General features: G+C 72.1%; 23 protein-coding genes and 1 rRNA gene. 10 read left to right on the top strand and 14 right to left on the bottom strand.

Translation table 11 applies throughout. The annotated features are described in order from the left end of the window. Positions 1-207: 207 nt before the first annotated feature. Positions 208-1,731 (bottom strand): 16S ribosomal RNA (locus tag R2D22_RS16310). Positions 1,732-2,591: 860 nt separating this feature from the next. Here R2D22_RS16310 and trpS point away from each other — a divergent pair. Beyond that, a complete protein-coding gene (gene trpS, locus R2D22_RS16315) occupies positions 2,592-3,590 on the top strand; it encodes a tryptophan--tRNA ligase (protein ID WP_318104233.1) in 999 nt (332 codons plus the stop codon). Here the strand turns inward: trpS and R2D22_RS16320 are convergent. Further along, on the bottom strand, positions 3,557-4,693 hold the full coding sequence (locus R2D22_RS16320; RefSeq protein ID WP_318104235.1) for a GlxA family transcriptional regulator: 1,137 nt from the start codon (positions 4,691-4,693) through the stop codon (positions 3,557-3,559). The genes trpS and R2D22_RS16320 overlap by 34 nt on opposite strands. 75 nt (positions 4,694-4,768) lie before the next feature. Here R2D22_RS16320 and R2D22_RS16325 point away from each other — a divergent pair, with 75 nt between their 5' ends. Then, a complete protein-coding gene (locus R2D22_RS16325) occupies positions 4,769-5,371 on the top strand; it encodes a cysteine hydrolase family protein (RefSeq protein WP_318104236.1) in 603 nt (200 codons plus the stop codon). A gap of 8 nt (positions 5,372-5,379) precedes the next feature. On the opposite strand, the gene proC is transcribed toward R2D22_RS16325, so the two are convergent. The 6 genes from proC to R2D22_RS16355 all read right to left on the bottom strand — a co-directional run bounded on the left by proC (position 5,380) and on the right by R2D22_RS16355 (position 9,212). Then, positions 5,380-6,189: a pyrroline-5-carboxylate reductase gene (gene proC / locus R2D22_RS16330; RefSeq protein ID WP_318104238.1), complete on the bottom strand. Its 810-nt coding sequence runs from the start codon at positions 6,187-6,189 to the stop codon at positions 5,380-5,382. A gap of 84 nt (positions 6,190-6,273) precedes the next feature. Beyond that, complete coding sequence (locus R2D22_RS16335; protein WP_318104240.1) at positions 6,274-7,011, bottom strand: ABC transporter permease; 738 nt, start codon at positions 7,009-7,011, stop codon at positions 6,274-6,276. Then, entirely contained in the window at positions 7,008-7,856 is an 849-nt protein-coding gene (locus R2D22_RS16340; protein ID WP_318104242.1) for an ABC transporter ATP-binding protein, read from the bottom strand. The genes R2D22_RS16335 and R2D22_RS16340 overlap by 4 nt, the downstream gene beginning before the upstream one ends. Positions 7,857-7,951: 95 nt before the next feature. Then, a complete protein-coding gene (locus tag R2D22_RS16345) occupies positions 7,952-8,476 on the bottom strand; it encodes a hypothetical protein (protein WP_411977142.1) in 525 nt (174 codons plus the stop codon). A 28-nt stretch (positions 8,477-8,504) separates the two neighbouring features. Then, positions 8,505-8,765 carry a peptidase gene (locus R2D22_RS16350; RefSeq protein ID WP_318109799.1) on the bottom strand — a complete coding sequence of 87 codons (261 nt, stop codon included), beginning with the start codon at positions 8,763-8,765 and terminating at the stop codon, positions 8,505-8,507. A 153-nt stretch (positions 8,766-8,918) separates the two neighbouring features. Beyond that, a complete protein-coding gene (locus tag R2D22_RS16355; RefSeq protein WP_318104246.1) occupies positions 8,919-9,212 on the bottom strand; it encodes an SH3 domain-containing protein in 294 nt (97 codons plus the stop codon). 127 nt (positions 9,213-9,339) lie between these two features. Between R2D22_RS16355 and R2D22_RS16360 the strand changes: the two genes are divergently transcribed. Beyond that, positions 9,340-11,487: a protein kinase domain-containing protein gene (locus R2D22_RS16360; RefSeq protein ID WP_318104249.1), complete on the top strand. Its 2,148-nt coding sequence runs from the start codon at positions 9,340-9,342 to the stop codon at positions 11,485-11,487. A 58-nt stretch (positions 11,488-11,545) separates the two neighbouring features. Here R2D22_RS16360 and ilvD read toward each other — a convergent pair whose 3' ends face one another. The 4 genes from ilvD to R2D22_RS16380 form a co-directional block, all read right to left on the bottom strand. After that, a complete protein-coding gene (ilvD, locus tag R2D22_RS16365; RefSeq protein ID WP_318104252.1) occupies positions 11,546-13,399 on the bottom strand; it encodes a dihydroxy-acid dehydratase in 1,854 nt (617 codons plus the stop codon). Positions 13,400-13,516: 117 nt separating this feature from the next. Further along, complete coding sequence (locus R2D22_RS16370; protein WP_318104254.1) at positions 13,517-14,128, bottom strand: TetR/AcrR family transcriptional regulator; 612 nt, start codon at positions 14,126-14,128, stop codon at positions 13,517-13,519. Then, positions 14,125-14,961 (bottom strand): sugar phosphate isomerase/epimerase family protein, encoded by an 837-nt coding sequence (locus R2D22_RS16375; RefSeq protein ID WP_318104256.1) that lies wholly within the window; start codon positions 14,959-14,961, stop codon positions 14,125-14,127. Before R2D22_RS16375 ends, R2D22_RS16370 begins: the two co-directional genes overlap by 4 nt. A gap of 75 nt (positions 14,962-15,036) precedes the next feature. Continuing rightward, positions 15,037-15,969 (bottom strand): Ppx/GppA family phosphatase, encoded by a 933-nt coding sequence (locus R2D22_RS16380; RefSeq protein ID WP_318104257.1) that lies wholly within the window; start codon positions 15,967-15,969, stop codon positions 15,037-15,039. Between the two features lie 40 nt (positions 15,970-16,009). On the opposite strand from R2D22_RS16380, the gene R2D22_RS16385 reads away from it, so the two are divergent. Beyond that, positions 16,010-16,882 (top strand): DUF3109 family protein, encoded by an 873-nt coding sequence (locus R2D22_RS16385; RefSeq protein WP_318104260.1) that lies wholly within the window; start codon positions 16,010-16,012, stop codon positions 16,880-16,882. Positions 16,883-16,893: 11 nt separating this feature from the next. On the opposite strand, the gene R2D22_RS16390 is transcribed toward R2D22_RS16385, so the two are convergent. Next, positions 16,894-18,672 (bottom strand): BACON domain-containing protein, encoded by a 1,779-nt coding sequence (locus R2D22_RS16390; protein ID WP_318104262.1) that lies wholly within the window; start codon positions 18,670-18,672, stop codon positions 16,894-16,896. 150 nt (positions 18,673-18,822) lie between these two features. Between R2D22_RS16390 and radA the strand changes: the two genes are divergently transcribed. Beyond that, complete coding sequence (gene radA, locus R2D22_RS16395; protein WP_318104264.1) at positions 18,823-20,226, top strand: DNA repair protein RadA; 1,404 nt, start codon at positions 18,823-18,825, stop codon at positions 20,224-20,226. A 257-nt stretch (positions 20,227-20,483) separates the two neighbouring features. Then, the gene (gene disA / locus R2D22_RS16400) at positions 20,484-21,542 is read left to right on the top strand and encodes a DNA integrity scanning diadenylate cyclase DisA (RefSeq protein WP_318109801.1); all 1,059 of its coding nucleotides are present in this window, start codon (positions 20,484-20,486) and stop codon (positions 21,540-21,542) included. A gap of 46 nt (positions 21,543-21,588) precedes the next feature. On the opposite strand, the gene R2D22_RS16405 is transcribed toward disA, so the two are convergent. Beyond that, complete coding sequence (locus tag R2D22_RS16405; protein ID WP_318104267.1) at positions 21,589-22,383, bottom strand: hypothetical protein; 795 nt, start codon at positions 22,381-22,383, stop codon at positions 21,589-21,591. 319 nt (positions 22,384-22,702) lie between these two features. On the opposite strand from R2D22_RS16405, the gene R2D22_RS16410 reads away from it, so the two are divergent. From R2D22_RS16410 to cseB, 4 genes are all read left to right on the top strand, one after another. Then, the gene (locus tag R2D22_RS16410; RefSeq protein WP_318104270.1) at positions 22,703-23,641 is read left to right on the top strand and encodes an HhH-GPD family protein; all 939 of its coding nucleotides are present in this window, start codon (positions 22,703-22,705) and stop codon (positions 23,639-23,641) included. A 217-nt stretch (positions 23,642-23,858) separates the two neighbouring features. After that, a complete protein-coding gene (locus R2D22_RS16415; RefSeq protein WP_318104273.1) occupies positions 23,859-24,419 on the top strand; it encodes a SigE family RNA polymerase sigma factor in 561 nt (186 codons plus the stop codon). Continuing rightward, a complete protein-coding gene (locus R2D22_RS16420; protein ID WP_318104275.1) occupies positions 24,407-25,081 on the top strand; it encodes a hypothetical protein in 675 nt (224 codons plus the stop codon). The genes R2D22_RS16415 and R2D22_RS16420 overlap by 13 nt, the downstream gene beginning before the upstream one ends. Positions 25,082-25,109: 28 nt before the next feature. Beyond that, on the top strand, positions 25,110-25,814 hold the full coding sequence (gene cseB, locus R2D22_RS16425; RefSeq protein ID WP_318104277.1) for a two-component system response regulator CseB: 705 nt from the start codon (positions 25,110-25,112) through the stop codon (positions 25,812-25,814). Positions 25,815-25,842: the final 28 nt, after the last annotated feature.

Genomic DNA, 25,842 nt, shown 5'->3' on the forward strand with positions numbered 1-25,842 from the left:
TGGGGCCGGCATCGCGAAGGTCGACCGTTACGGCCGTACCCTCAGATACCCAACAACGTGCCAGGCACGAGTCCCGTCCGTGTCGTTCCTTTCCACGCCGAAGCAGTACTGGGAAGACCTTCAGGTCACTCGTGCCAACTAATCAACGTTCCACCCATGAGCTGACCGTGCAGAACGTTTGTCTGCAATCGGTGCTGTGCTCCTTAGAAAGGAGGTGATCCAGCCGCACCTTCCGGTACGGCTACCTTGTTACGACTTCGTCCCAATCGCCAGTCCCACCTTCGACGGCTCCCTCCACAAGGGTTGGGCCACCGGCTTCGGGTGTTACCGACTTTCGTGACGTGACGGGCGGTGTGTACAAGGCCCGGGAACGTATTCACCGCAGCAATGCTGATCTGCGATTACTAGCAACTCCGACTTCATGGGGTCGAGTTGCAGACCCCAATCCGAACTGAGACAGGCTTTTTGAGATTCGCTCCGCCTCGCGGCATCGCAGCTCTTTGTACCTGCCATTGTAGCACGTGTGCAGCCCAAGACATAAGGGGCATGATGACTTGACGTCGTCCCCACCTTCCTCCGAGTTGACCCCGGCGGTCTCCTGTGAGTCCCCATCACCCCGAAGGGCATGCTGGCAACACAGGACAAGGGTTGCGCTCGTTGCGGGACTTAACCCAACATCTCACGACACGAGCTGACGACAGCCATGCACCACCTGTATACCGACCACAAGGGGGGCACTATCTCTAATGCTTTCCGGTATATGTCAAGCCTTGGTAAGGTTCTTCGCGTTGCGTCGAATTAAGCCACATGCTCCGCTGCTTGTGCGGGCCCCCGTCAATTCCTTTGAGTTTTAGCCTTGCGGCCGTACTCCCCAGGCGGGGAACTTAATGCGTTAGCTGCGGCACCGACGACGTGGAATGTCGCCAACACCTAGTTCCCAACGTTTACGGCGTGGACTACCAGGGTATCTAATCCTGTTCGCTCCCCACGCTTTCGCTCCTCAGCGTCAGTAATGGCCCAGAGATCCGCCTTCGCCACCGGTGTTCCTCCTGATATCTGCGCATTTCACCGCTACACCAGGAATTCCGATCTCCCCTACCACACTCTAGCCTGCCCGTATCGAATGCAGACCCGGGGTTAAGCCCCGGGCTTTCACATCCGACGCGACAAGCCGCCTACGAGCTCTTTACGCCCAATAATTCCGGACAACGCTTGCGCCCTACGTATTACCGCGGCTGCTGGCACGTAGTTAGCCGGCGCTTCTTCTGCAGGTACCGTCACTTTCGCTTCTTCCCTGCTGAAAGAGGTTTACAACCCGAAGGCCGTCATCCCTCACGCGGCGTCGCTGCATCAGGCTTTCGCCCATTGTGCAATATTCCCCACTGCTGCCTCCCGTAGGAGTCTGGGCCGTGTCTCAGTCCCAGTGTGGCCGGTCGCCCTCTCAGGCCGGCTACCCGTCGTCGCCTTGGTAGGCCATCACCCCACCAACAAGCTGATAGGCCGCGGGCTCATCCTTCACCGCCGGAGCTTTCCACCCGGGAAGATGCCTTCCCAGGTCGTATCCGGTATTAGACCCCGTTTCCAGGGCTTGTCCCAGAGTGAAGGGCAGATTGCCCACGTGTTACTCACCCGTTCGCCACTAATCCACCCCGAAGGGCTTCATCGTTCGACTTGCATGTGTTAAGCACGCCGCCAGCGTTCGTCCTGAGCCAGGATCAAACTCTCCGTGAATGTTTACCGGTTATCCGGTGACACTCGCGTTGAGCGGAACGTCCGGTCGGAATAGGACCGAACGTTCACAGCGTCCTCGCTGTGTATGTTGCCTACCTGCCACATGGGCCAGTAGGACTTCAAAGGAACCTCGACCATCCGAAGATGGACGGGGTATCAACTAATCTGGCGTTGATTTTTGGCACGCTGTTGAGTTCTCAAGGAACGGACGCTTCCTTCGTACTCACCCTCTCGGGCTTTCCTCCGGGCTTTTCCCTTCGGTCTTGCGTTTCCGACTCTATCAGATCTTTTCGATCCGATTTCCTCGGTGCCTTTCGGCTGCTTTCCGGTCCCTTTCGCTTTCGCTCCGGGCCCTTCCGGCGGTTCCGACTCTATCAGATCCTTTCGGCGTCTGATTCCCAGTCAGCGGGGGTTGTCTTTCCGGCTGTTGGGCCGTTCCGACGAGTGAGACTTTAGCGGATTCCTTGCCTCCGACGCTAATCGGGCGGCACGCGCTCAAACCTTCGAACACGGATTCCTCATTTCGCAAAAGCGCACGGAAAGCATGACGACGCGACGAAGCATCGTTTGCTTGTAGTGGTTCTTGCGGAGTGGCTGTCCGGGGCCGACCGGAGTCGGTGCTCACGTCGGACAACTCGGAGAACACTACGGATCCAGCAAACCGGTGTCAACCCCGGGCATGGGCGCGTACGCTCTCCCCCATGACTACGCATGCGCACACCACCCAGTGGTGGGCCGCCTGACGGCGGCCCGCACTCGCGCATGCACCAAGCGGCCGCCGCCTCGGCGGCCGTTCGCGTATCCCCCTCCCGGGGACCGGCCGCCGGATCGGCGCCACGGACACAGGGAGAACGGACGCGATGAAGCGGACCTTCAGCGGGGTCAAGCCCACCGGGCATCTGACGCTGGGCAACTACCTCGGGGCCGTACGGCGGTGGGTCGAGGTCGACCAGCACCGGTCGGACGCGCTGTTCAGCGTCGTGGACCTGCACGCGCTGACCGTCGAGCACGATCCCGCGCGGGTGCGGCGGCTCAGCCGGCAGGCGGCGACGCTGCTGCTGGCGGCGGGGCTGGACCCGAAGCGGTGCACGGTGTTCGTGCAGAGCCACGTGGACGAGCACGCCAGGCTGTCGTACCTGCTCGAATGCACCGCCACGGACGGGGAGCTGCGGCGGATGATCCAGTACAAGGAGAAGAGCGTCCGGGCTCGCGGGTCCGGGGAGAGCGTGCGGCTGTCGCTGCTCACGTATCCGGTGCTGATGGCGGCGGACATCCTGGCGTACGGGACGGACGAGGTGCCGGTCGGTGACGACCAGCGGCAGCACGTGGAGCTGGCGCGGGATCTCGCGGTCCGGTTCAACCAGCGGTACGGGCACACCTTCACCGTCCCGCGGGCGACGCATCCGGCCGTGGCGGCTCGGGTCATGGATCTGCAGGACCCCGCGTCGAAGATGGGGAAGTCGCACGAGAACGGGGCAGGGATCGTCTATCTGCTCGACGACGCGGACGTGGTGCGGAAGAAGGTCATGCGGGCCGTGACCGACAGTGCGACGGATGTCGCGTACGACAAGGCGGCGCGGCCGGGGGTGGCCAACCTGCTCGAGCTGCTGGCGGCGGCCACCGGTGGGGATCCGGTGGACCTGGCCGGTGGGTACGACTCGTACGGCGCTTTGAAGCGGGACACGGCGGAGGCCGTCGTCGAGCTGCTGCGGCCGGTGCGGGAGCGGCACGCGGAGCTGGCTGCCGAGCCGGGGTACGTGGACGAGGTGCTGCGGGAGGGGGCCGAGCGGGCGCGGGGCATGGCGCGGCCGTGGGTGGACCGGGCCTACCGGGCGATCGGGTTGCTGCCGGCGGCCTGAAGGGAGGCGGCGCGGGCCGGCTCGGCGGCGCGGGCCGGCTCGGCGGCGCGGGCCGGCTCGGCGGCGCGGGCCGGCTCGGCGGCGCGGGCCGGCTCGGCGGCGCGGGCCGCCTCGGCGGCCCGCGCCGGTGTGCGGAAGGCGGTCCGGTAGTCGCGGGGGCTGGTGGCGAGGTGGGTCGCGAAGTGCTGGCGCATCGTGACCTCGCTGCCGAACCCCGCGCGCCGGGCCACTTCGGGCAGGGGGTGGTCGGTCTGTTCGAGGAGCTTCTGGGCCGCGGCGACACGCTGGGAGATGAGCCAGTGGACCGGGGTGGTGCCGGTGGTGGCCTGGAAGTGGCGGGCGAAGGTGCGGGGGGACATGCCGGCGCGGGCGGCCAGGCTCGCGACGGTGTGGGGTTCGTCGAGGTGGGCGAGGGCGTGGGCGCGTACGTCGGCGAGGGCGTCGGCGTCGCGGTCGGCGCGCGGGGTGGGGCGCTCGATGAACTGGGCCTGCGTGCCGGTGCGGAAGGGGGCGGTGACCATGGAGCGGGCGATCGTGGCGGCGGCTTCGGCGCCGTGGGCGGTACGGACCAGGTGGAGGCAGAGGTCGATGCCGGCGGCGACGCCGGCGGCGGTCCAGACGCCGGTGTCCTCGACGAACAGGGCGTCGGGTTCGACCCGGACCAGGGGGTGGCGGGCGCGGAGGCGTTCGGCGAGGGCCCAGTGGGTGACCGCGCGGCGGCCGTCGAGGAGACCGGCGCGAGCGAGGACGAAGGCCCCGGCGCAGAGGGAGGCGACGGGGGTGCCGGCGGCGTGGGCCGCGCGCAGGGTGTCGAGTACGGCGTCGGGGACGGGCGCGTCGGGGTCCTCGATGCCGGGGACGAGGACCAGGTCCGCGTGGGTCGTCCAGGCCAGCCCGTCGTCGGGGGTGAGGCCGAGGCCACCGGTGAGCGGGATGGGGGCGGCCGGGTCGGCGGCGAGGCGGCGGAGTTCGAAGGCGGGGACGCCGCGCGGGGCGCGGTCGCGGCCCCAGACCTCGTTGACGACGGAGACGTCGAACGCGCGGACGCCGGGGAAGCAGAGGAGGGCGATGCGCTGGATGGCCGGGACGGCGGCTGTCGTCACGTGTGGCAGTAAACCATCGATCCTCGGCTTTCCTGCCGCTGGGACAGCGGGCCGCCGGGCAGCAGGATCGAAGGCATGGAGATCACGGAGCACACAGAGATCGCAGCGGACACGGCCCTGGTCGTCGTCGACGTGCAGAAGGGCTTCGAGGACGAGTTCTGGGGCCGGCGGGACAACCCCGGGGCCGAGCGGAACATCGCGGCGCTGATCGACGCCTGGCAGGAGACGGGGCGTCCGGTGGTGTTCGTACGGCACGACTCGCTGCGGGCGGGGTCGCCGTTGGAGCCGGGGACCGAGGGCAACGCGTTCAAGGACTTCGTCGAGGAGCGGCGGGGGAAGGGCTCGGGGCCGGAGCTGCTCGTCACGAAGAGCGTGAACTCGGCGTTCTACGGGGAGCCGGATCTGGACGCCTGGTTGAGGGGGGCCGGCATCGAGCAGATCGTGATCGTCGGGATCCAGACGAACATGTGCAACGAGACGACCGCGCGGATGGGCGGGAACCTCGGGTACGACGTGCTGTTCCCGCTGGACGCGATGCACACCTTCGACCTGGCGGGGCCGTTCGGCTGGTCGCGGTCGGCGGAGGAGCTGACCCGGGCGACGGCGGTGTCGCTGCACGGCGGGCAGTTCGCCCGGGTCGTGACCACGGAGGACGTGCTGAAGGGCGCGGCCCGCTAGGCCAGGGGTCAGCCGTTGCCGGAGGCGAGCTCGCGGCTGCGGTCGCGGGCTGCCTCCAGGGCGGCGATGAGGGCCGCGCGTACGCCGTGGTTCTCCAGCTCGCGGATGGCGCTGATGGTGGTGCCGGCCGGGGAGGTCACCGCCTCGCGGAGCTTGACCGGGTGCTCGCCGCTGTCGCGGAGCATCACGGCGGCGCCGATGGCGGCCTGGACGATCAGGTCGTGGGCCTGGGCGCGGGGCAGGCCGAGGAGGATGCCCGCGTCGGTCATGGCCTCGACGAGGAAGTAGAAGTACGCCGGTCCGGAGCCGGAGAGGGCCGTGGCGGCGTCCTGCTGGGACTCGGGGACGCGCAGGGTCTTGCCGACCCCTCCGAAGATCTCCTCCGCGTGGGCGAGGTGCTCCGGGGTGGCGTGGCTGCCGCCCGAGATCACGGACATGCCCTCGTCGACGAGGACCGGGGTGTTGGGCATGACGCGGACGACGGGGGTGCCCGTGGTCAGCCGCTCCTCGATGAAGGACGTGGGGATGCCGGCGGCGGCGCTGATGACGAGGCGGTCGGCGGCGACGTGCGGGGCGAGTTCGTCGAGGAGCCGGCCCATGTCCTGGGGCTTCACGGCGAGGATGAGGGTGTCGGCGCGCTTGGCGGCGTCGGCGTTGGAGACCGCCTCGACGCCGTAGCGGTCGCGCAGTTCCTGGGCGCGCTCGGAGCGGCGGGCGGTGACGAGCAGGTGGGCGGGGCGCCAGCCGGCGCGGATCATGCCGCTGAGGAGCGCTTCACCGATCTTGCCGGTGCCGAGGACTGCGACGGTCTGGGTCATGGCTCTGTTCACCTCGCCGGAGGGGGTACGTGTCGCCATCCTCGCACCGGCCGAACCGGTGGTGCTTCCGTGTCCGAGGGGCGGTCACGCCGTGCGGCGGCGGAGGGTCGCGGCGCCGAGGGTGAGGACGAGGACGGCGCAGCCGGCGACGACGAGGGCGTCGCGGACGAAGTCGGCGGTGACGTCGGTGTGGCGGAGGACCTCGTTCATGCCGTCGACGGCGTACGACATGGGCAGGACGTTCGAGATCCCTTCGAGGACGGGCTGCATCTGGTCCCGCGCGATGAACAGCCCGCAGAGCAGCAGCTGGGGGAAGATCACGGCCGGCATGAACTGGACGGCCTGGAACTCGGACGCGGCGAAGGCGGAGACGAACAGGCCGAGGGCGGTGCCGAGGAGTGCGTCGAGCAGCGCGACCAGGAGCAGCAGCCAGGGCGAGCCGACGACGTCGAGGCCGAGGAACCACAGGGCGAGGCCGGTGGCGAGCGCGGACTGCACGATGGCGAGGAGCCCGAAGGCGAGGGCGTAGCCGGCGATGAGGTCGCCCTTGGCGAGGGGCATGGCCAGGAGGCGTTCGAGGGTGCCGGAGGTGCGTTCGCGCAGGGTGGCGATCGAGGTCACCAGGAACATCGTGATCAGCGGGAAGATGCCGAGCAGCGAGGCGCCGATGTTGTCGAAGGTCCGCGGGCTGCCGTCGAAGACGTACCGGAGCAGGACGAGCATCACGCACGGGACGAACAGCATGAGGGCGATCGAGCGCGGGTCGTGGCGCAGTTGACGCAGGACGCGGGCGGCGGTGGCGAGTGTGCGGTCCGGGTTCACGGCTGGTGCTCCTCGTGTACGGGACGGGCGGCGTGGCCGGCGGCCTCGGATGCGCGGGCGGCTCCGTCCGCTTCCTCCGCGCGGGCGTCGGCGGCGTCGACGAGGTGGAGGAAGGCCTGCTCGACGGTGGCGGCGTCGTTGCGGCGGCGCAGGTCCTCGGGGGTGTCCTCGGCGAGGATCTCACCCTCGCGCATGAGGAGCAGCCGGTGGCAGCGCTCGGCCTCGTCCATCACGTGCGAGGAGACGAGGAGCGTGGTGCCGCGGTCGGCGGCGATGCGGTGGAAGAGGTTCCACAGGTCGCGGCGCAGGACGGGGTCGAGGCCGACGGTGGGCTCGTCGAGGACGAGGAGTTCCGGCGTGCCGAGGAGGGCTACGGCGAGCGAGACGCGGCTGCGCTGGCCGCCGGAGAGCCGGCCGGCGAGGTCGTGCGCGTGGGAGGCGAGGTCGACGTCGGTGATGGCGCGTTCGACGGCGGTGCGGCGTTCTTCGCGGCGGGCGCGGCCGGGGAAGAGGACGGCGGCGAAGTAGTCGAGGTTCTGGTGGACGGTGAGGTCGTCGTAGACGGACGGGTCCTGGGTGACGTAGCCGATGCGGGAGCGCAGATCGGCGTCTCCGGCGGGCCGGCCGAGTACGTCGAGGGTGCCGGTGACCTTGGCCTGGGTGCCGACGACGGCGCGCATGAGGGTCGTCTTGCCGCAGCCGGAGGGGCCGAGGAGGCCGGTGATCCGGCCCGGCGGGACGGTGAAGTCGATGCCGCGCAGGACGGCGCGGTCGCCGCGTACGACGGTGAGGCCGCGCGCGACGATCGCACCGGTCGCCGGGGCGTCACCGGTTTTATTCATCATGCGATGAATACTGCGCCTGGGGGTGCCGGCCGTCAAGCATCCGGACGGGGCGGGACGGCGACGGAGGTGCGTGCGGGGGGTGCGGGGGGTGGTGCCTACTTCCGCTTGGGCTTCTTGCGCGCGGAGGGGTTGCCGGCCCGGGAGGCGCGGCGCTTCTCGTACTGGGCGCGGGCCGTCTCGTACTCGGTGCGGTGGAGCTGCTCGCCGGGCGCCTCGGTGAGGGAGCGGAAGAAGTACGCGAGGAGGGAGCCGATGAAGCCGATCGCCTTCAGGCTGCGCAGCGACTCCTCGCGGGCCGGGTCGGCCGGGCGGCGGGAGAAGCCCTCCCAGGTCTTGCGGAAGGCGATGGCGCTGCAGATCGCGAACATGACGACCACGAGGATGTTCACGAAACCGCCGACCTCGGCGATCTCCAGGCCCTGGTACGCGAAGCGCAGGACCAGGCAGCCTGCGGCCGCGGCCAGCAGCGACCCGACGGCCACGGCGACGCGGCGCAGCCCGTAGTGGCCGTCGTGCCCGACCCAGGTCGTCCCGAAGAAACGGATCTCCTCGGGCTGCGGCCCGGCAGGGGTGCCGGCGGCGGGGGTGCGGGGGCTGTCGTCGTCGCTCACGGGATCGATTATCCCCGTGAGCGACGACGGACGACGGTCAGGCGCAGCGCGGGGCGACGAAGCCGTCGGCGCCGGTCTTCACGTACGCGTCAGAGACGAACTCGCCGTTGCCGATGTTGTCCCAGATGCTCGAGGTGCCGTAGGGACCGGTGACGGTCTGGCCGTACATCTGGCAGCGGATCATCACGTACGCGCCGATCGGCAGGGTCCTCACGATCGCGTACTGGGTCCCCGGGCCGGAGCGGACGTTCACCTGGTACCCCGGGGCGATGGGGTAGCTGGTCGCGGCGGCGGCCATGGAGACCCCGGCCTGGTACGAAGCCGTCTGCGCGGTGGAGACGCCGGCGGCGGAGACGACCAGTCCGAGCGCGGCGAGGGCGCCGGCGGCGAGGGTGGTCGCTCTGTTGCGGAACATGCTTACCTCTTCGTTCTTGTACTCGGTGCCCGGCGCTCAGGAGCAGCGCGGGGCGACGTAGCCGTCGCGGCCGGTCTTCACGTACGCGTCCGAGACGAACTCGCCGTTGGCGATGTTGTCCCAGATGTTCGTGGTGCCGTACGGCCCGGTGATCGTCTCGCCCGGCGTCTGGCAGTAGACGTTCACGTACGAGCCGGGCGGCAGGCTGCGGACGATGCGGTACTTGGTGCCCGGGCCGGAGCGGACGTTCACGCGGGTGCCCGGCGCGATCGGGTAGCGAAGACTCGACGCCGTCGCTTCGGCCGACTCTGCGGACTCGTCAATGGACATGGTTGAACCCCCCGTTCGGATGACGCGCGCAGGCTACCAAGCCATGTCCGGAAACCACGCCTCATGCAATAGGCTCCGTGCGTCGTGCGCGCGCACGAATTGACGGGGAATCACACGGGGTGGGGCAATGCCACCGTTGCGCAGTACCGGCGTCGGCCGGGAAGCGGAGAATCCGGAGTACGCGGGCGAGTACCGGCTCGGCGCCTGTCTCGGGGCGGGCGGCATGGGCGTCGTCCATCTGGCTCGGTCCGCCTCCGGGTTGAGGCTCGCCATCAAGATCGTCCATGAGACCCACGCGTCCGATCCGGAGTTCCGGGCCCGGTTCCGGCAGGAGGTCGCCGCGGCGCGGCGGGTGAGCGGCGCGTTCACCGCGCCCGTCGTCGACGCCGACCCGGAAGCGGAGCGACCCTGGATGGCCACGCTGTACGTGCCCGGGCCGACGCTCGCCGAACAGGTCAAGAGGAGCGGGCCGTTGAGCCCCGCGGAGCTACGGCGACTGACCGCCGGGCTGGCCGAGGCGCTGCGCGACATCCACCGCGCGGGAGTGGTGCACCGGGATCTCAAGCCGGGCAACGTGCTGCTGACGGACAGCGGGCCCAAGGTCATCGACTTCGGCATCTCCCGGCCGTCGGACAGCGATGTGCGCACGGAGACGGGCAAGTTGATCGGCTCGCCGCCGTTCATGGCGCCCGAGCAGTTCCAGCGGCCCCGGGAGGTCGGTCCGGCGGCCGACGTGTTCGCGCTCGGTTCGGTGCTGGTGCACGCGGCGACCGGGACCGGGCCGTTCGACTCGGACAGCCCGTACATCGTCGCGTACCAGGTCGTGCACGACGAGGCCGATCTCACGGGCGTGCCGGAGGAGTTGGCTCCGCTGGTGGCCCGTTGCCTCGCCAAGGAGCCGAGCGACCGGCCCACCCCGGACGAGATCATGGCGGCGCTGAAGCCGCCGTCGTACGAGGCGGCGGCGTTCATCCCCGCGCAGCGGAGGCCGTCGGCGGCGCCGGTGCCGGACCTGGAGACCCGGACGCTCGGAAAGCGCGAATCCGGCAGTGACACCACCGAGGCCGTCGGGGCCGGGCAGCCCACCCGTGCCCTGCGCATACGCCGGTGGCCGCTGGCCGTCGTGGCGGCGTTCGTGGTCACGGCACTCGCGGCGGGCGGCGCCGTCCTCGCCCGGCAGGACGGCGACAGCGTCCCGGAGACCCGGCGGCAGCCGACCGCGGCGCAGTCGGCCGTCGGTTGGCAGACGCACCTGCGGGCGCAGGGCGACGCCGCCCCCAGCTGTGCGGCGTCCGACGGCGGGCTGATCTGCACGGCGCGCGGGATCGGCGCGGCACGACTCGACGCCGCGACCGGCAAGGTCGCCTGGTCGCGACCGGCACGGGTCGAGGACGTCGGCCCGGCGCGCGTGCCCGTGGGCGGGCACGTCGTGACGCTCACCGGCAACCGGCTCACCACCTTCGACGCGCGCACCGGCCGACCCGGCTGGAGCGCGGACGCCACGGGGTACTTCGCCGACGCGGTGCCCTGCGGGGACGTCCTGCTCCTCGGTTCGGCCTCCGGCACGGTGACGGGCCTGGACGGCGCGACGGGGAAGCCGCTCTGGCGGCACCCGCTGCGCGGGCACTCGGCCCCGCGCCTCGGCCCGTACGACGCCGCGACCGGGCTCGTCCACCTCTTCGAGGAGTCGGCCGGCGGACGCACCCTGATCACCTCCGTACGGGCGCGGACCGGCGAAGTCGTCCACCAGCGGCGCCTGGCCGGCGAGCTCACTCCGGCCGCGCTCGGCGAGGACGGGACCGTGGTCCTGACCTCTCGGGGCGCCGGTTCGCAGGTCGACGCGGTCGTCCGCTACGACCCGGCGCTCCGGACCTCGAACCGGGTGCGGCTGCCGTCCCTCCTGGAGAACCCAGGCGTCGCCGTGCGGGGCAGCGTGGTCTATCTGCTCGACCGCGTGGGCACGCTCGTCGCCGTCGACACCGCCGCCGAGGGCGGGCGGGACCTGTGGCAGCTGGAGACGGCGGCCGGTCAGGTCTCCTCCCCGGTGATCGGACCCGATGGGCGGCTGTACCTCTCCGCGGCCGACGGGCGGCTCGTCGCCGTCGACACCGGGCGCGGAGCGCTCCTCGGCCAGACGAAGCCCCGGCTGCCCGGTGGGCGGCTCCGGTACGCCTCCGCCCTGTCCGCCCCCGTCGTCCTGGGCCCCCTCGTCGTCGCCACCGCCCCCGACGGATCCGTCTTCGCCGTAGGCGCGGCCGACCCCGCGGCCTGGTGAACGAACGACGGCGGGGCGTGAGTGGCTGTGCCGCTCACGCCCCGCCGTCGTCAACGCGTCAGCCGAGCTTCGTCACGTCCCGGACCGCGCCCTTGTCCGCGCTCGTGGCCATCGCCGCGTACGCGCGCAGGGCCGCCGAGACCTTTCGGTCGCGGTTCTTCGGGGCGTAGACGCCGCCGAGGGCCTCGCGGCGGGCGGCCAGGGTGGCCTCGTCGACGAGGAGTTCGATCGAGCGGGACGGGATGTCGATGCGGATCCGGTCGCCGTCCTCGACGAGGGCGATCGTGCCGCCGGACGCCGCCTCCGGGGAGGCGTGGCCGATGGAGAGGCCCGAAGTGCCGCCGGAGAAGCGGCCGTCGGTGACCAGGGCGCAGGCCTTGCCCAGGCCTCGGCCCTTCAGGTACGAGGTCGGGTAGAGCATCTCCTGCATGCCGGGGCCGCCCTTGGGGCCCTCGTAGCGGATGACGACGACGTCGCCCTCCTTGACCTGCTGCATGAGGATCTTCTCGACGGCCTCGTCCTGCGACTCGCAGACGACGGCCGGGCCCTCGAAGGTCCAGATCGACTCGTCGACGCCGGCCGTCTTCACGACGCAGCCGTCCACCGCCAGGTTGCCCTTGAGGACCGCCAGGCCGCCGTCCTTCGAGTACGCGTGGGCCACGTCGCGGATGCAGCCGCCGGCCGCGTCGGTGTCGAGGGACTCCCAGCGCTCGGACTGCGAGAAGGCGGTGGCGGAGCGCTTGCAGCCGGGGGCCGCGTGCCACAGCTCGACGGCCTCGGGCGACGGGGAGCCGCCGCGGACGTCCCAGGCGTCGAGCCATTCCTTGATGCTGCGGGAGTGGACGGTGTGGACGTCCTCGTTCAGGAGGCCGCCGCGGTACAGCTCGCCGAGGATCGCGGGGATGCCGCCGGCGCGGTGCACGTCCTCCATGTAGTACGTGCCGCCGGGGGCCACGTTCGGGGCGACCTTCGCGAGGCAGGGGACGCGGCGCGAGACCTCGTCCATGTCGGCCAACCCGTAGTCCAGCTCGGCCTCCTGCGCGGCGGCGAGCAGGTGCAGGATCGTGTTGGTGGAGCCGCCCATGGCGATGTCGAGGGCCATGGCGTTCTCGAACGCGGCGCGGGTGGCGATGTTGCGGGGCAGGACGGAGGCGTCGTCCTCGTCGTAGTACCGCTTCGTCAGCTCGACGACCGTGCGGCCGGCGTTCTCGTACAGCGCCTTGCGGGCGGTGTGCGTGGCGAGGACGGAGCCGTTGCCCGGCAGGGAGAGGCCGATGGCCTCGGTGAGGCAGTTCATCGAGTTGGCGGTGAACATGCCGGAACAGGAGCCGCAGGTCGGACAGGCGTTCTCCTCGATGCGGAGCATGTCCTCGTCGGAGACCTTGTCGTTGACGGCCTCGGACATCGCGTCGACCAGGTCGAGCGTGCGGACCGTGCCGTCGACCAGGGTGGCCTTGCCGGCCTCCATCGGGCCGCCGGAGACGAAGACCGTCGGGATGTTGAGGCGCAGCGCGGCCATCAGCATGCCGGGGGTGATCTTGTCGCAGTTGGAGATGCAGATCAGGGCGTCGGCGCAGTGCGCCTCGACCATGTACTCGACGCTGTCCGCGATCAGGTCGCGGGAGGGCAGCGAGTAGAGCATGCCGCCGTGGCCCATCGCGATGCCGTCGTCGACGGCGATGGTGTTGAACTCGCGCGGGATGCCGCCCGCCTCGGTGATCGCGTCGGAGACGATCCGGCCGACCGGCGCCAGGTGGGTGTGGCCGGGCACGAACTCGGTGAAGGAGTTGGCGACGGCGATGATCGGCTTCCTGCCGATGTCCGCGCCCGGTACACCGGAGGCGCGCATAAGGGCGCGTGCGCCCGCCATGTTGCGGCCGTGGGTGACTGTGCGGGACCTCAGCTCGGGCATCGTCGCTCGCTCCTCAGTGATGGATGTGCTTGATGTCGAGCGTACGCTCCGGCTCCAAGATCCGGACAACGCGTCCGTATCGCGGACGGGCTGTTCAGCTTTCGGTCAGCGGACGCGTCAGGCTTCCGTGAGGTAGCGCTGAAGGGTCGGGGCGACCATCGCGACGATCTCCTCGGTGTCCACCGAGGCCAGCGGCTCCGCCTTGATCACGTACCGCAGGATCGCGATGCCGATCATGTGCGAGGCGGCCAGCTCCGCGCGGAACGTCGGGTTCGGCACGTCCAGCTCCGAGGCCACCCGTTCGAGGAGCCGGCGCAGTACGAAGCCGCGCAGCACCTTCGCCGCCGCCTCGTACGTCAGCGCCGAGCGGATGATCGCGAGCAGCGGGGCGCGGGTCGCCGGGTTCTCCCAGACCCCTATGAAGTAGCGGGCCAGCCGCTCCCCGATGCCCTCGGTCCCCGCGCCGAGGATCACCGGGATCGCCAGCGCCGGTTCGAAGGACACCTCGATCGCCGCCGCGAAGACCTCGTCCTTGGTGCCGAAGTAGTGGTGGACGAGCGCCGCGTCGACGCCGGCCGCCTTCGCGATGCCGCGCATGGACGTCTTGTCGTAGCCCCGCTCGGCGAACTGCGTACGGGCCGCCTCCAGGATCCGCTCGCGGGCTCCGGGGCCGCTGTCCTCGGCGGTACGGGACGGGCGGCCGCGCCTGCGGGGGGCCTGCTCCGTCATGAGCCGGGCGTCCGGGACGGCCGGGAGGCCGAGGACGCGAGGTGGAGCCGGGTGAAGGCGAGGGCCTCGGCGAGGTCGGCCTCACGTTCGGCGGCGGACATCGCGCGCCGGGTGTTGACCTCGATGACGACGTGCCCGTCGAAGCCGCTGACGGCCAGCCGCTCCAGGAGTTCGGCGCAGGGCTGGGTGCCGCGGCCGGGCACCAGGTGCTCGTCCTTGGCGGAGCCCCGGCCGTCGGCGAGGTGGACGTGGCCGAGTCGGTCGCCCATCCGGTCGACCATCGCCAGGGCGTCGGTGCGGGCCGTCGCGGTGTGCGACAGGTCGACGGTGTAGTGCCGGTAGTCGTCCTTGGTGACGTCCCACTCGGGGGCGTACGCGAGCATCTCGCGATCGCGGTACCGCCAGGGGTACATGTTCTCGACGGCGAACCGTACGTCCGTCTCGTCGGCCATCCGCCAGACGCCGGTGACGAAGTCGCGCGCGTACTGGCGCTGCCAGCGGAACGGCGGGTGGACGACGACGGTGGACGCGCCGAGCTTCTCGGCCGCCGCCCGGGCGCGCTGGAGCTTGACCCACGGGTCGGTGGACCAGACGCGCTGGGTGATCAGGAGACAGGGGGCGTGCACGGCCAGGATCGGGACCTGGTGGTAGTCCGAGAGCCGGCGCAGCGCCTCGATGTCCTGGCTGACCGGGTCGGTCCACACCATGACCTCGACACCGTCGTAGCCGAGGCGCGCGGCGACCTCGAAGGCCGTCGCCGTCGACTCCGGATAGACCGAGGCCGTCGACAGGGCGACCTTCGCATCCGGGACGCGCACCACTGGTTCTGCCACGAAGGACAGGGTACGGGCAGCCCCTGCCCGGCGGGCATGTGGTTCCGGCCACGGCCCCCGGTGCGGGGCGGCCCGCTACTCCTCCGGCAGGTGGTCCAGACGGCGCAGGATCACGCCCTCGCGCAGCGCCCAGGGGCAGATCTCCAGGGCGTCCACGCCGAAGAGGTCCATCGCGCCCTCGGCCACCAGAGCGCCCGCCAGGAGCTGCGGGGCGCGGCCCTCGGAGACGCCGGGCAGCGCCGCGCGCTCCCCCGCGCTCATCGCGGCGAGGCGCGGCACCCACTCCTCCAGAGCGGCACGACCGAGGAACCGCTGCACGTACAGGCCCTCGCCGGAGCCCGGGGCGCCGGCGATCCGGGCGAGCTGCTTGAAGGTCTTGGAGGTGGCCACGACGTGGTCGGGGCGGCCGAAGCGGGTGAACTCGCCGACGGTCCGGGCGATCTGGGCGCGTACATGACGGCGCAGCGTCCGTACGTCGTCGGTCTCCGGCGGGTCGCCCGGGAGCCAGCCCGCGGTCAGCCGGCCCGCGCCCAGCGGCAGCGACACCGCCGCGTCGGGCTCCTCGTCGATGCCGTACGCGATCTCCAGCGAGCCGCCGCCGATGTCGAGCAGCAGCAGCTTGCCCGCGGACCAGCCGAACCAGCGGCGCGCGGCCAGGAAGGTGAGCCGGGCCTCCTCCTCGCCGGTGAGGACCTGGAGGTCGATGCCGGTCTCGGTCTTGACCTGGGCGAGCACGGCGTCGGCGTTGGACGCCTCGCGGACCGCGGAGGTGGCGAACGGCAGCATCTCCTCGCAGCCCTTGTCCTCGGCGACCCGCACCGCGTCGGCGACCGTGGCGATGAGCCGCTCGACACCGGCCGGGGCGATCGCCCCCTGCCCGTCGAGCAGCTCGGCCAGGCGCAGCTCCGCCTTGTGCGAGTGGGCGGGCAGCGGCCGGGCACCGGGGTGCGCGTCCACCACGAGGAGGTGCACTGTGTTCGAACCGACGTCGAGGACTCCGAGTCTCATGGACGGAACGCTACTGCGCCCGCCCGCATACGCTTGCTGTGTGCCAAAGACGAAAAAGGCGAAGCCGGGCAAAGACAGCGCCAAGGCCGGCAAGACTCCCAAGAACCCCGACGCGGCCCTGAAGGCGGCGAAGGCGGGTGCGCGTGCCGCCGAGCCGGACGAGAAGGGCCTGGACTTCCCCCGTGCCTGGGTCGAGTTCCCGGACCCGGCGGACGACGAGCAGGTCTTCCGCTGCGACCTGACCTGGCTGACCTCGCGCTGGACCTGCATCTTCGGCAGCGGCTGCCAGGGCATCCAGGCGGGCCGCGCCGACGACGGCTGCTGCACGCTGGGCGCCCACTTCTCCGACGAGGACGACGAGCAGCGGGTCGCCTCGTACGTGGACCGGCTGACGCCGGAGCTGTGGCAGTTCCACGACGTCGGCAAGGAGACGGGCTGGGTGCAGCTCGACGAGGACGGCGAGCGGCAGACCCGGCGCTGGGACGGCTCCTGCATCTTCCAGAACCGGCCGGGCTTCGCCGGCGGTGCGGGCTGCTCGCTGCACATCCTGGCCCTGAAGGAGGGCAAGGAGCCGCTGGAGACCAAGCCGGACGTCTGCTGGCAGCTGCCGGTGCGGCGCACGTACGACTGGATCGACCGGCCGGACGACACCCGGATCCTGCAGGTGTCGATCGGCGAGTACGACCGCCGGGGCTGGGGCCCCGGCGGCCACGACCTGCACTGGTGGTGCACCTCGGCGACGTCGGCGCACGGCGCGGGCGAGCCGGTGTACGTCACGTACCGGCCGGAGCTGACGGAGCTGATGGGCAAGGCGGCGTACGACGTGCTGGTGGAACTGTGCGAGGCGCGGCTCGCCTCCCAGCTGCCGCTGGTGGCGCCGCACCCGGCGGACCCGGTCGGCCGGGAGCTCTAGGTCCTGGACGGCTAGGACGACGACGGGGACTGCGGGCCTCCCGAGGTCCCCGGGTCGCCGGAGGACGGTGGCGGGTCGTCCGACGGGGCCGGGTCCCCGGTCGGCGCCGGGCCCGTCGGACCGGGGCCGGGGTCCGTCGGCGTCGGGTCGGTGGGGCCGGGGTCGCTCGGGCCGGGGTCCGTGGGCGACGGGTCGGTCGGACCGGGATCGCTCGGGCCCGGATCGCTCGGGCCGGGGTCGCTCGGACCCGGATCGCTGGGACCGGGATCGCCGGGGCCCGGATCGCTCGGGCCGGGGCCGGAGGCCCCGTGGCCGTCGATCTTCAGGACCGCGCCCGAGGGCTGCACGCCCACCCGGGCGCTCCACGCGCCGGACGGCTCGCGCGCGTGGTCCACGGAGATGTACAGGGTGACGGACTCGCCGGGTCGCAGGGTGCCGGACGACCGGCTCACGTACAGCCAGGGCGCGTCCGACCACAGCGACCAGGCGACGGGCGAGCCGCCGGAGGCGGTGAGGGTGAGCACCGTCGTGTCGCCGGAGGAGCGGGCGGCGACCGTGAGCCGGCCGGGGCCCGGCTGCCCGGGGGCAGCGGGACCGGCGGGCGCGCCGGGGTCGATGACCTCGACGGACACGTCCGGGGACCGGCTGCCGCGAGTGAAGCGGGGGTCGGGCCGGGTGCTCGCGTTGCCCGCGTTCTCGTAGCGGTCGTACCCGTCGTCGCGGCCTTCGCCGCCCTCGTCCTCACTCGCGGTCACCGCGCCGCCGTCGCGGCCCTCCCCGGTCAGCGGCGCGCCGCGGTACGCCGCCCACAGCGCGAGCACCGGGGCCGCGACCACGGCGGCGACCACGGTCGTGGTCACCGCGCGGGCCCGCATCCGGTCGCGCCGGGCGGCGTGGTCCTTGGGGTCGAGCGGGAAGCCGGTGGGGCCGAACCGCGGGGCGCCGGCCCGGGCGCGCGGGACGTGCAGCATCGCCACGTACGCGGCGGCCCGCGGCGCCTCGATCAGCGGCAGGGCCTCCCGGCCGACCGTGGCGCCGGGCCAGGGGGCGGCCGCGCCGGCCCGCTCGGCGACCCGGCGGCAGCGCGGGCAGTCGTCGACGTGCCGGACCAGTTCGGTGCGCAGGGCGGCGGAGAGCAGCACCTGGTGGTCGTCGGTGAGCCGGGCGACGGTCGGGCAGGTGCCGGTCTCGACGACGGCGAGGGCGGCCCGGGTGCGCTCGACCTCGCAGGCGGCGGAGGCCAGCAGTTCGCGGGCGGCCAGGGCGTCCAGGCCGAGGACGGCGGCGACCTGCTCGCGGCTCAGGCCGTGCCGGACGGCGAGCTCCAGGGCCTCGCGCTGCTCGGGCGTGGTGCCGGCCGCCTCCGGCCAGGCGAGCCGGGCCAGTTCGGCGCGGCGGCGCTCGGCGGTCTCCTCGGAGACCTTCGGCGGGCGGGCCGGGACGGTAGCGGGACGGCCTGTGTGCGCGCCCTGCCGCTTGCCGCGCTGCTCGGCGAGGCTGCGCAGACAGGCCCAGCGGGCGAGCGCGTACAGCCAGGCCCGGCGGCCCTCCTCGTCGTCGGGGCAGCGCGGGTGCCGGCGCTCGGCGACGGCCAGGACGTCGCCGAGGACGGCGGTGGCCGTGTCGTGGTCGTGGAGCACGGAGAGGCAGTACGTGAACAGGCCGTCGAGGTACTCCTCGTAGCGGGCGGGCGGGCGCTGGCCGAGCGTGCGGGGGCCTTCGTCGTCGCGCCGGTGCGCCCGGTGTGCGCCGGTGGTGTGGGTGGGGGGATCCAGCCTGCTGCTCGTCACCCGGCGACGGTAGGCAGTGGAGAGTGGGCCGTTCGTACCGCTTGAACACTTTTAATCCTTACGGGTGAACGTATCCCTCAAAAGGGGACACGATTCCGTCAGGAGGCGTCCGGACCGGCGTTGTCGGTGCGGCCCGTTACGGTGTGGCCCATGGCTGCCCGTACGAAATCCGCCAAGGACCGGCCGTCCTACCGCTGCACCGAATGCGGTTGGACGACCGCCAAATGGCTCGGCCGCTGCCCCGAATGCCAGGCCTGGGGAACGGTCGAGGAGTACGGCGCGCCCGCCGTCCGCACGACCGCCGCCGGCCGGGTCTCCACGGCCGCGCTGCCCATCGGCCAGGTCGACGGCCGGCAGGCCACGGCCCGCACCACCGGCGTCGACGAGCTCGACCGGGTGCTCGGCGGGGGCCTGGTGCCCGGCGCCGTCGTGCTGCTCGCCGGCGAGCCGGGCGTCGGCAAGTCCACGCTGCTGCTCGACGTCGCCGCGAAGGCGGCGAGCGAGGCGCACCGCACGCTCTACGTGACGGGCGAGGAGTCCGCGAGCCAGGTCCGGCTGCGTGCCGACCGGATCGACGCGCTGAGCGACCACCTCTACCTGGCCGCCGAGACGGACCTGTCGGCCGTCCTCGGCCATCTCGACGAGGTCAAGCCGTCGCTGCTGATCCTCGACTCGGTGCAGACGGTCGCCTCCCCGGAGATCGACGGCGCGCCGGGCGGCATGGCGCAGGTCCGCGAGGTCGCCGGGGCGCTGATCCGCGCCTCGAAGGACCGCGGCATGTCCACGCTGCTGGTCGGCCACGTGACGAAGGACGGCGCGATCGCCGGTCCGCGGCTGCTCGAGCACCTGGTCGACGTCGTACTGCACTTCGAGGGCGACCGGCACGCCCGGCTCCGCCTGGTCCGCGGCGTGAAGAACCGGTACGGGGCGACCGACGAGGTCGGCTGCTTCGAGCTGCACGACGAGGGGATCACGGGCCTGGCCGACCCGTCGGGGCTGTTCCTGACCCGGCGCGACGTGGCCGTGCCCGGCACCTGCCTGACGGTGACCCTGGAGGGCCGCCGGCCGCTGGTGGCCGAGGTGCAGGCTCTGACGGTCGACTCGCAGATCCCTTCGCCGCGCCGGACCACCTCGGGCCTGGAGACCTCCCGGGTCTCGATGATGCTGGCGGTCCTGGAGCAGCGCGGCCGGATCAGCGCGCTCGGCAAGCGGGACATCTACTCGGCCACGGTCGGCGGCGTGAAGCTGTCCGAGCCCGCCGCCGACCTGGCGATCGCGCTCGCGCTGGCCTCGGCGGCCAGCGACACCCCGCTGCCGAAGAACCTGGTCGCGATCGGCGAGGTCGGCCTCGCGGGCGAGGTCCGCCGGGTCACCGGCGTGCAGCGCAGGCTGGCCGAGGCGCACCGGCTGGGCTTCACCCACGCCCTGGTGCCGGGCGACCCGGGCAAGGTGCCGCCGGGCATGAAGGTGACGGAGGTCGCGGACATGGGCGACGCCCTGCGGGTCCTCCCGCGCAGCCGCCGGGCCCCGAAGGCGGAGGAGCCGACGGGCTAGGGGACGCGGACGGGCAGGGCGGCGCGGGCCACGGTGGGGCGCGTGCTCCGGCGCCCGGGCGGGCGTTCGAACGGGCCTCCGGAGGGCGTGCACGGGGCATGGCCCGGGCACGGACGGGGCAGAAGTTCGCGCGGGTTGCTGGGGCGAATCGGCTCGCGGCGAACCGGGGCGGGGCGGGGTCGCTAGACTTTGCCCTGGTCTCGCCCATCCGTACGAGCCGGAGGAGTGCAGTGGCAGCCAAGGACAACGAAGCACTGATGCGTGCGTCGCTCAGCGCCGTCGCCCCCGGCACCGCCCTGCGTGACGGTCTCGAACGCATTCTGCGGGGCAACACGGGCGGTCTCATCGTCCTCGGCATGGACAAGACCGTCGAGTCGATGTGCACCGGCGGCTTCGTGATCGACGTCGAGTTCACCGCCACCCGGCTGCGCGAGCTGTGCAAGCTCGACGGCGCCATCGTCCTGGACAAGGACATCACCAAGATCCTTCGGGCGGGTGTGCAGCTCGTCCCGGACGCGTCCATCCCGACCGAGGAGACCGGCACCCGGCACCGCACCGCCGACCGCGTCTCCAAGCAGTGCAACTTCCCGGTCGTCTCCGTCTCCCAGTCCATGCGCCTGATCGCGCTGTACGTGGACGGCGAGCGCCGGGTCCTGGAGGAGTCGGCGGCGATCCTGTCCCGCGCCAACCAGGCCCTGGCGACCCTGGAGCGGTACAAGCTCCGGCTCGACGAGGTCGCCGGCACGCTCTCCGCCCTGGAGATCGAGGACCTGGTGACCGTACGGGACGTCACCGCGGTCGCCCAGCGCCTGGAGATGGTCCGCCGGATCGCCACCGAGATCGCCGAGTACGTGGTCGAGCTCGGCACCGACGGCCGACTGCTCTCGCTCCAGCTCGACGAGCTGATCGCGGGCGTGGAGCCCGAGCGCGAGCTGGTCGTCCGCGACTACGTGCCCGAGCCGACGGCCAAGCGCTCCCGCACGGTCACCGAGGCGCTCACGGAGCTCGACGCGCTCAGCCACGCCGAGCTGCTCGAACTGCCCATCGTGGCGCGGGCCCTCGGCTACACCGGCTCCCCGGAGACGCTCGACTCGGCGGTCTCGCCGCGCGGTTACCGGCTCCTGGCGAAGGTGCCGCGGCTGCCGGGCGCGATCATCGAGCGGCTCGTCGAGCACTTCGGCGGACTGCAGAAGCTGCTCGCGGCGAGCGTCGACGACCTGCAGACGGTGGACGGCGTCGGCGAGGCGCGGGCCCGCAGCGTCCGCGAGGGCCTGTCCCGGCTGGCCGAGTCCTCGATCCTCGAACGGTACGTGTAGCCCTCGTACGGGCCCCGGATCCGGCCCCTCGCGGGCCGGATCGGCTTCAGTCCTTCGCCAGTGTGAAGGACGCCGGCAGGACCGTCGTCCCCGGGAAGGCCGCCTCGACCAGGTACGTGCCGGGGGCCGCCGTGCCCGCCGGCGGGGTCGCGCACAGCGGGGCGCTCGGCCGCCGGTCCCACTGGACGGTGTGCGTCACCGACGTGCCCGCCGGGATCCGCAGGAACACACCGGCTGCCGGACGCGGGCAGTCCTTCGAGGACCAGACCTCGTCGTCCTGGGCGTCACTGATGGTCAACACCGCGCTCTTCGGCCCGAAGTCGGCCTTGCACTCGGCTGCCGAGGTGTTGCGGGCGATCAGCTCGAAGCCGGGCTTCTCGCCCTGCTCGTAGGACACCTTCAGGCTCCGCAGCGTCAACTTCAGTGCTCCGGGAGCGCAGTTCGGCAGCGGAGAGGTGGCCGGAACCTGCTGGGCCGCGTTCGCTCCGCCCGCGCCGCCGGCGCCGCCACCGTTCGTGGTGTCGCCGTTCTTGCCGTCGCCGCCGGCGGAGCCGCCGGTGTCCGCGTCGCCCGATCCGTCGCCGCCCGAGTCTCCCGACTCGTCGCGCCCGCCCGGCTGTTCACTGATGGCGGGACCGGAGGAGGACGGGCCGGGGGTGATCGAGGGCGCCGGAGAAGCGCCGTTGGCGCCGTCACTCGGGCTTTTCCCGCCGCTGCCACCGGAACTGACGGCCCATAGGGCGAGCGCCGCCAGCAGCGCCATCAGGCACAGCGCGACCGCCCTCCGTCGCCAGTAGATGGAGGAGGGAAGCGGCCCGACCGGATTGCGCAGAGATCCCACGGCACGAACCTTACGAGAGATCGCGGCCGACTCCCGCCCCACCCGCCGCCCCAGCGCCAAGTTTTGCCGATGATCACATACCGGAAAGAGGCCGGAGGACGACCCCGCCCCGGCTCCAACGGCCCGCGGAACTCCGGACGGAGGCCCCACCGACCGACGGCCCGCCGCGACCCTCGGCACGGCCCGCCGTGACGGCACCGGCCGACCGCCACGCCGGTGGTGTCGTGGTGCGCGGGGCGCGGGCCCCGGCAGCACGCCCCCGTGCGCCCCGAGGGTGTGCGGGACCGGCCCCTGTGGACGTGCCAGGATCGGAGGTGCCATGACTTCCACCGACGCCCCCGCCCCCGTGCCCCAGTCCGCCCCCGCGCCGGACGGGCTCCCCGAGCCCGCCGCGCTCCACACCCCCGTCCTCGCCTGGTTCGACCGGCACGCCCGGGACCTGCCCTGGCGGCGCCCCGAGGCGGGCGCCTGGGGCGTGATGGTCAGCGAGTTCATGCTCCAGCAGACCCCGGTCGTCCGGGTCCTGCCGGTGTACGAGCAGTGGCTCGCCCGCTGGCCCCGCCCGGCGGACCTCGCCGCCGAGGCGCCCGGCGAGGCCGTGCGCGCCTGGGGCCGGCTCGGCTACCCGCGGCGCGCGCTGCGGCTGCACGGCGCGGCCGTGGCCATAACGGAGCGGCACGGCGGCGACGTCCCGAGCGACCACGCGCAGCTGCTCGCGCTGCCGGGGATCGGCGAGTACACGGCGGCGGCGGTGGCCTCCTTCGCGTACGGGCAGCGGTACCCGGTCCTGGACACCAACGTCCGCCGGGTCTTCGCCCGGGCCGCGACCGGCATCCAGTACCCGCCGAACGCGACGACCGCGGCGGAGCGCCGGCTCGCGCGGGCGCTGCTGCCGGACGACGAGGGGACGGCGGCGCGCTGGGCGGCGGCCTCGATGGAGCTGGGCGCGCTGGTGTGCACGGCGAAGAACGAGGACTGCGGGCGCTGCCCGATCGCCGACGCGTGCGCCTGGCGGCTGTCCGGCAAGCCGGCACACGACGGGCCGCCGCGCCGGGGCCAGACGTACGCGGGCACGGACCGGCAGGTGCGCGGCAAGCTGCTGGCCGTGCTGCGCGAGGCGGTCGTGCCGGTCCCGCAGGCCGAGCTCGACGCGGTCTGGAACGAGCCGGTGCAGCGAGCCCGGGCCCTGGACGGACTGGTCGCCGACGGCCTGGTGGAACCCCTCCCGGACGGCCTGTACCGCCTCCCGCTGACCTGACGGCGGCCGGGGCGACGCGGATGCGGCGCCGCACCGGAAGTCGAACCGGAAGTCGAAGCAAAGAGTCCTACCCCGAATCGCTGTTACAAAACCGATGGCCAGCCGTGCGTCCTCCGACGGCTCGTTCGGACAGCCCCGTGACAACCGCTCCGTAGCGTCCTCGCCATACGGAAAACGGGTGGTCACGGGGATGATCCGGGGAACGGAGGCGGTTCGGATGGCGCACGGCGAGGTGCTCGACTTCGAGGAGTACGTACGCACGCGGCAGGAGGCCCTGCTGCGCAGCGCCCGCCGGCTCGTCCCGGACCCGGTGGACGCGCAGGACCTGCTGCAGACCGCGCTGTTCCGCACGTATGGCCGTTGGGACGGCATCGCGGACAAGTCGCTCGCCGACGCGTACCTTCGCCGGGTGATGATCAACACGCGCACCGAGTGGTGGCGCGCCCGCAAGCTGGAGGAGGTGCCCACCGAGCAGCTGCCCGACGACGCGTCCGTCGACGACGCCACCGAGCAGCACGCGGACCGGGCCCTGCTGATGGACATCCTGAAGGTCCTCGCGCCCAAGCAGCGCAGCGTCGTCGTGCTGCGTCACTGGGAACAGATGAGCACCGAGGAGACCGCCGCGGCGCTGGGCATGTCGACCGGTACGGTGAAGAGCACGCTCCACCGGGCACTGGCGCGACTCCGCCAGGAGCTGGAGAGCCGCGACATCGACGCGCGGGCGCTGGAGCGGAACGACCGACGGGACGAACGGGGGCAGGAGCGGTGCGCGGCCTAGGGCGCAGATCCGGTACGAGCGGCGGCGGGCCGGCGGCGATCGCCGCGCTGGCCGCCGCCGGCCTGTTCCTGACCGCCTGCTCGACCGGCGGCACCGGCTCCCGCGACGAGGGCGCCGCGCGCGCCGACGCGAGCACGCCGAGCAGCTCCGTGGCCTCCCCCGGCCCGTCCACGGGCACCGGGTACACCAGCACGGACCGGCCGGACCCGATCGCGCTGCTCAAGGCGGACCCGAAGATCGGCAACCGGATCAAGGAGAGCGTGAAGCCCTGCTCGGCGGACACGTACCCGGTGGACGCCTCGTACGGGAACCTGACCGGCGGCGCCGCGCCGGACGTGGTCGTGAACGTGATGACCTGCGGCGACGCGGTCGGCATCGGTACCTACGTGTACAGGAAGGCCGGGGCGGACCAGGAGTACGCGAACGTCTTCAAGGCCGAGGACGCGGCGGTGTACGCGACGATCGACCGGGGCGACCTGATCGTCACCAAGCAGATCTACGCCAAGGGCGATCCGGTCGCGTACCCGTCCGGCGAGGATGTGCTCACGTACCGCTGGGCGGGGAACAAGTTCACCCAGCACGACTGGGTGCACAACGAGTTCAGCAAGGCGGTCGGCGACGGCGGCATCGACGGTCCGGCAACGGCCGCCCCCAGCAACTGAGAACGAGCGAGAACCGAGGAAGCACGCGATGGCGGAGACCCATGTGCTGTTCGTCGAGGACGACGACGTCATCCGCGAGGCCACCCAGCTCGCCCTGGAGCGGGACGGCTTCCGGGTGACGGCGATGCCCGACGGGCTCGCCGGTCTGGAGGCCTTCCGGACGCAGCAGCCGGACATCGCGCTGCTCGACGTGATGCTGCCGGGGATGGACGGGGTCAGCCTGTGCCGGCGGATCCGCGACGAGTCCACGGTCCCGGTGATCATGCTGTCGGCACGGGCCGACTCCATCGACGTGGTCCTCGGCCTGGAGGCCGGCGCGGACGACTACGTCACCAAGCCGTTCGACGGGGCCGTACTGGTGGCCCGGATCCGCGCCGTGCTGCGGCGCTTCGGGCACGCGGGCGGACCGGGCGGCGCGGCGGATTCCGGGGCGGACCCGGCCGCCGGTGGGGTGCTGGTCTTCGGCGACCTGGCGGTGGACACGGACGGCATGGAGGTCCGGCGCTCCGGCGCCCCGGTCTCGCTGACCCCGACCGAGATGCGGCTGCTGCTGGAGTTCTCGTCGGCGCCGGGCACCGTGCTGTCCCGGGACAAGCTCCTGGAGCGGGTCTGGGACTACGGCTGGGGCGGCGACACCCGGGTCGTGGACGTCCATGTGCAGCGGCTGCGGACGAAGATCGGGCAGGACCGGATCGAGACGGTCCGCGGCTTCGGCTACAAGCTCAGGGCATGAGGCGGACGGACGCCATGAGGCACACGGT

The sequence above is a fragment of the Streptomyces sp. HUAS YS2 genome (genome assembly GCF_033343995.1).
Classification (GTDB): Bacteria; Actinomycetota; Actinomycetes; order Streptomycetales; family Streptomycetaceae; genus Streptomyces; species Streptomyces solicathayae.

Excerpts from the sequence above, each read along its gene's own strand:
- trpS (WP_318104233.1), top strand. The coding sequence starts at position 2,592 with ATGAAGCGGACCTTCAGCGGGGTCAAGCCCACCGGGCATCTGACGCTG.
- R2D22_RS16325 (WP_318104236.1), top strand. The coding sequence starts at position 4,769 with ATGGAGATCACGGAGCACACAGAGATCGCAGCGGACACGGCCCTGGTC.
- proC (WP_318104238.1), bottom strand. The coding sequence starts at position 6,189 with ATGACCCAGACCGTCGCAGTCCTCGGCACCGGCAAGATCGGTGAAGCG.
- R2D22_RS16340 (WP_318104242.1), bottom strand. The coding sequence starts at position 7,856 with ATGATGAATAAAACCGGTGACGCCCCGGCGACCGGTGCGATCGTCGCG.
- R2D22_RS16350 (WP_318109799.1), bottom strand. The coding sequence starts at position 8,765 with ATGGCCGCCGCCGCGACCAGCTACCCCATCGCCCCGGGGTACCAGGTG.
- R2D22_RS16355 (WP_318104246.1), bottom strand. The coding sequence starts at position 9,212 with ATGTCCATTGACGAGTCCGCAGAGTCGGCCGAAGCGACGGCGTCGAGT.
- R2D22_RS16360 (WP_318104249.1), top strand. The coding sequence starts at position 9,340 with ATGCCACCGTTGCGCAGTACCGGCGTCGGCCGGGAAGCGGAGAATCCG.
- ilvD (WP_318104252.1), bottom strand. The coding sequence starts at position 13,399 with ATGCCCGAGCTGAGGTCCCGCACAGTCACCCACGGCCGCAACATGGCG.
- R2D22_RS16370 (WP_318104254.1), bottom strand. The coding sequence starts at position 14,128 with ATGACGGAGCAGGCCCCCCGCAGGCGCGGCCGCCCGTCCCGTACCGCC.
- R2D22_RS16380 (WP_318104257.1), bottom strand. The coding sequence starts at position 15,969 with ATGAGACTCGGAGTCCTCGACGTCGGTTCGAACACAGTGCACCTCCTC.
- radA (WP_318104264.1), top strand. The coding sequence starts at position 18,823 with ATGGCTGCCCGTACGAAATCCGCCAAGGACCGGCCGTCCTACCGCTGC.
- disA (WP_318109801.1), top strand. The coding sequence starts at position 20,484 with ATGCGTGCGTCGCTCAGCGCCGTCGCCCCCGGCACCGCCCTGCGTGAC.
- R2D22_RS16410 (WP_318104270.1), top strand. The coding sequence starts at position 22,703 with ATGACTTCCACCGACGCCCCCGCCCCCGTGCCCCAGTCCGCCCCCGCG.
- R2D22_RS16415 (WP_318104273.1), top strand. The coding sequence starts at position 23,859 with ATGGCGCACGGCGAGGTGCTCGACTTCGAGGAGTACGTACGCACGCGG.
- cseB (WP_318104277.1), top strand. The coding sequence starts at position 25,110 with ATGGCGGAGACCCATGTGCTGTTCGTCGAGGACGACGACGTCATCCGC.